5 protein-coding genes are annotated in these 4,396 nt (G+C 48.4%); 3 read left to right on the top strand and 2 right to left on the bottom strand.

Annotated features, from left to right (window positions below):
- The 3 genes from J5224_RS23540 to J5224_RS23530 all read left to right on the top strand — a co-directional run.
- Positions 1-888 (top strand): sensor histidine kinase (locus J5224_RS23540; RefSeq protein WP_264627658.1); only part of this gene is annotated, 888 nt, incomplete at its 5' end.
- Positions 879-1,976: a response regulator gene (locus J5224_RS23535; protein WP_264627657.1), complete on the top strand. Its 1,098-nt coding sequence runs from the start codon at positions 879-881 to the stop codon at positions 1,974-1,976. The genes J5224_RS23540 and J5224_RS23535, both read left to right, overlap by 10 nt.
- Positions 1,969-3,111, top strand: a complete 1,143-nt coding sequence (locus tag J5224_RS23530) for a response regulator (protein WP_264627660.1) — start codon at positions 1,969-1,971, stop codon at positions 3,109-3,111. The genes J5224_RS23535 and J5224_RS23530 overlap by 8 nt, the downstream gene beginning before the upstream one ends.
- 28 nt (positions 3,112-3,139) lie before the next feature.
- On the opposite strand, the gene J5224_RS23525 is transcribed toward J5224_RS23530, so the two are convergent.
- Positions 3,140-4,129: a DUF6896 domain-containing protein gene (locus J5224_RS23525; RefSeq protein WP_264627656.1), complete on the bottom strand. Its 990-nt coding sequence runs from the start codon at positions 4,127-4,129 to the stop codon at positions 3,140-3,142.
- Between the two features lie 171 nt (positions 4,130-4,300).
- Positions 4,301-4,396, bottom strand: a 96-nt coding sequence (locus tag J5224_RS23520; RefSeq protein ID WP_264627659.1) for a hypothetical protein, incomplete at its 5' end; no start/stop codon positions are given.

Genomic DNA, 4,396 nt, shown 5'->3' with positions numbered 1-4,396 from the left:
GAAAAAGCACTCAAAGAGCTACGGTTGGCTCAAGCGCAACTCCTTCAAGCACAAAAGATGGAATCCATTGGTCAACTCGCCGCAGGCATCGCCCACGAAATAAACACGCCTACGCAATATGTCTGCGATAATGTGGGCTTCGTGAAAACCGCCGCGTCGTCGCTTATTAGCCTACTGGAAACGACGCAAATACTGTTCGATGCCATACGAGAAAAATGTGCAGAAGAGCCCGCCGTGGCCGCATTCGACACAGCGCGTAAACAGTTGAAAGTGGATTTCTTGTGTCGGCAAATCCCTGGGGCGTTAGACGAATCCCTTGAAGGTCTTGCTCATATCGCAAAAATCGTCGCCGCCATGAAAGAATTTTCTTACCCTTCTCACAACGAAAAAGAGCAGGTGGATGTACGCGATATTATCAACACAACAGTTACCGTCGCACGCAACGAGTGGAAATACGTTGCTGAACTTGAGACTCATTTCGAGGATAACTTACCTCCTCTTCCCTGCCTGAGAGATGCCATTGGCCAGGCAATTTTAAATCTGGTCGTCAATGCCGCTCATGCGATTGCTGACACTATCCAGCAAACCGTTAAAGAAAAAGGCCATATCGCTATCTCTGCTGCTCGATGCGGTGAATACATGGAAATCCGTGTGCAAGACGATGGTACTGGTATTCCTGCTAGTATTCGTGACCGCATCTTCGATCCCTTTTTTACGACTAAGCCCGTAGGTAAAGGGACAGGCCAAGGCCTTGCTATTGTTTATTCAATTATTGTGGATAAACATCAAGGACAGATCCGGTGCGAGTCGGAAGAAGGTGTGGGTACAACATTTATCTTACTGCTGCCGCTTAACGCTCTCCCTGAGGACCCTCCTGCATGCAAGTGATGTTCGTCGACGACGAAAGCAGAGTGCTCTCCGGCATTGAACGCGCGCTGATGATGCAAAACATCGAATGGGAATGTCGATTTGCCAACAGTGGGCAACAGGCACTCTCCATGCTGGAAGAACAACCGGCAGACGTCGTGATATCCGACATGCGCATGCCCTTTATGGATGGCGCTGAATTACTCTCACAAATACGTACACACTGGCCTGGTACAATACGAGTCATCCTGTCTGGCTATTCTGACCCGGATGCCACTGAACGTATGCTGGACGTCGCTCACCGCTTTGTCTCTAAACCCTGTGACAGCAATATGCTGATAGGCATGGTAAAAAACACGTTGTTACTGCGCGATATGCTTCAGGATCCCGCAGTCGTCAATATCATAGGTCATGCGAGTCACTTGCCAACAGCCTCAAACGTGTTTGTCGAAATAGATCATCTTCTCGCGCATTCTGACAGAGATACACGGCACATTACACGACTGCTAAGCAGTGACCCTGCTTTAAGCGCAAAAATTTTACAACTTGCCAACTCGACCTATTTCTCCAGAGGCAGCCACATAACGAATATCGCAAATGCCATCGGCCATTTGGGGTTGGATCACGTTAAGATTCTCATCCTTGCATCGCAAGTATTTTCAGACGCCAAAACAGATCCCCATATAGCGCAATTACAACAAAGCGCCCTGCTGGCCTCAACGTTAGCAGCCCAAATATCGGGTCATCAAAGTACTGCACAAGTCGCCGCACTGCTTGCCAATATCGCACAACTGATACCTGAAATCAGACAACACCATGGTCTGACAGCCACAACACGCAGTAACACCACCGTTAACGCAGCCGTAAGCGCCTATCTCCTGTCATTATGGGGATTGCCCCTAGATATTGTGGAAGCCGTTGCGTACCACGAGCAGCCCTCTCTCATCACAGACACTGAATTCTGTGTAGTCGGTGCCGTGCATGTCGCTGTTGCTCTCGCTAATAGCACCCCCCTTGACATGGACTATCTTGAACAAACCGGCATGCTTAGCAAGCAACCGTTATGGCAAAACATGCTCGCCCATATACAGGAATGCAATCATGACTGAAATAGCGCATCCCCGCGTGCTCTGTGTTGACGATGAACCCAATGTACTCTCAGCGATGGAACGAAATCTTTTTGGTGAGTTTGACGTTACAACCGCACGCAGTGGTGAGGCAGGACTGGATGCCGTTCGTTGGGGAGCATCGTTTGCCGTGATCGTGTCAGATATGCGAATGCCTGGTATGGATGGCGCAACCTTCCTCGAAAAAGCACGAGAAATCGCCCCCGACAGTGTACGCATCCTCCTGACGGGTCAAGCTGATATTGAATCGTCTATCGCGGCAATCAACAAAGGCGCAATCTTTCGTTACCTTTGTAAACCTTGCTCGAAAGAAGAACTGGTTTTGGCACTCAACGATGCCGTTGGGCAGTATCAGCTTGTTCGTCTGGAAAAAGAATTATTAGAAACCACACTCAGCGCATCTGTAAAAACGATGACAGAAGTACTCGCTATGGTGGCCCCCTGGGCCTTCCAGCGCTCAGCCTTTGCCCAATCCGGCGTGCAACATGCGCTGAAAAAACTCGCGTGGCCTGATGAATGGATATACACCATCGCAGCGGCATTGAGCCAGATCGGCTGTGTTGGCATTCCAATCGATATCGTTCAAGCTGATGCAGCGCAACGCCCCCTTTCTGAAGAAGAAAAAAAACTGCTAGAGGAACATCCTAATGTTGCCGCTCGGTTAGTGACAAACATCCCGCGGCTTGAGAAGGTCGCCGATATTATCCGTTACCAAATGACAGCGGCTCCCGTCGATGCGCCTGTTGAAGTCATCAGGGGCGCACAACTGTTACACGCAACGCTACTGTTAGAACGCCATGCAGCCAGAGGGTTAAGTCTGGATCATCCGAGAGAAATTCTGCGTGGTGCACACCCCGCCATTCCTGAATACATCATTAAAAGTCTGACAGATTTTCGCGCTAATCTGGCGGGTATCCGCACGGTACGGATTGGTGAATTAAAAACCGGTTGGATAATTGATGAGGATATCCGTACCAACAATGATTTGATGGTGCTGACCAAAGGGCATGAACTCACCGATACCGCAATATCCGCATTGCAACGGCTCCTCAGTCTGGGCGCTATCGAAGAGCCTATTCAAGTTTGTGTCACCCGTGAGACTGAAACGCACTCGTGATGCGTTGAGGCAGTGTAGATAAGAGCGCTTAAAGTGCCCTTTTTTTACGACGGAGGCGTTGGTGCCTTAAATCACTCTCTCCTTTGCGTCCATTCATCAGGTAGTGTACCTCGCAGAGTACACGGTATCGGGAAAAGAACGCGGCAAGCGCGCCATGTAACTCATGAGCCCAAGTAAGGCGATCCATGCCAAGTTCAAAGAACTGACGTACTGCTGAGGCATCTTCACGGCGGTGGAAAACATCATTTCTCAACTCTCGGAGAGGATCGGCATGTTTCTTCATCATCCTTCCTAGCTTATCCGACATTGGGATGAGCTCTTTGAACGTTGCAGGCCGATTTTCTCCAAGCAAAAGGCGCATTTTAAGATCCCCAAATCCCTCGCAAGTGGCTCTTAAAAAACCAAGCCACGTCGAAAGATAGATCCGGTGGTTGACCTTTTCTCGTTGACTAAGGTAATTGTTTTTATCCCACTTTTTACTGAGCGACATATAATTTTCAAGCATAAGATCTGCTGCCTGGAAAGTATGAGCGTAAAGTGTGAAGACAGGATCTTGGTTACGACTTGGAAGCTCATCACCGGGAAGGCGTGAATCAATATCAATAGCAAACATACGAGGCTTGTTTGCCAGATAACACAGGTCATACCTTACACAAACTAACTCCCCCATAGAGAGTGCGTTCTTGAGACTCTCGGCAAGCTCAGTTTCACTAATAAAGCCATACGTTGCGAGTTCATTGCTGGCAAATTGGGAAAGCCACCATAAATTGAATCCCCCAATTTCCCCGTGTTCACCAAAATCGAAATCAATGCGTCCCTGCTCAAAGCTCACTGCGCACCCAGCACCGTGTTTATAATATTCCCCACCGCCATCGAGCGTTCCACGAACAGGAATATCCATTTTAATCCAGTGATCACAACTGGATGGCAAAGGAATGCCTGACCGATACATTAATTGAACCGCAGCCATAACGTTTTTTTGAAAATCCGAAATTAAATGCGCGAGTCCATCATCCATATTTTCTCCGGCTATATCATAACGGTGTTACACCATAAATTTATTTCTGCATTAATGTGATTATTAATAATTACGCGATGACAAACCATGATCAAAATAAAAAAGCCCTCAATGATGAGGGCTTAGCGATGTTTTACTGCTTTTACGTGCCGGCTGTTGCCAGACGCGAAATCATTCCCACTCAATCGTAGCAGGCGGCTTGCCCGACACGTCATACACTACGCGGGAAATGCCATCGACTTCCTTGATGATGCGGTTCGAAACCCG

Source organism: Candidatus Symbiopectobacterium sp. NZEC135 (assembly GCF_025962695.1).
Note: the sequence above shows the minus strand (reverse complement) of the source record. Positions and strands in the feature narration are given on the sequence as shown.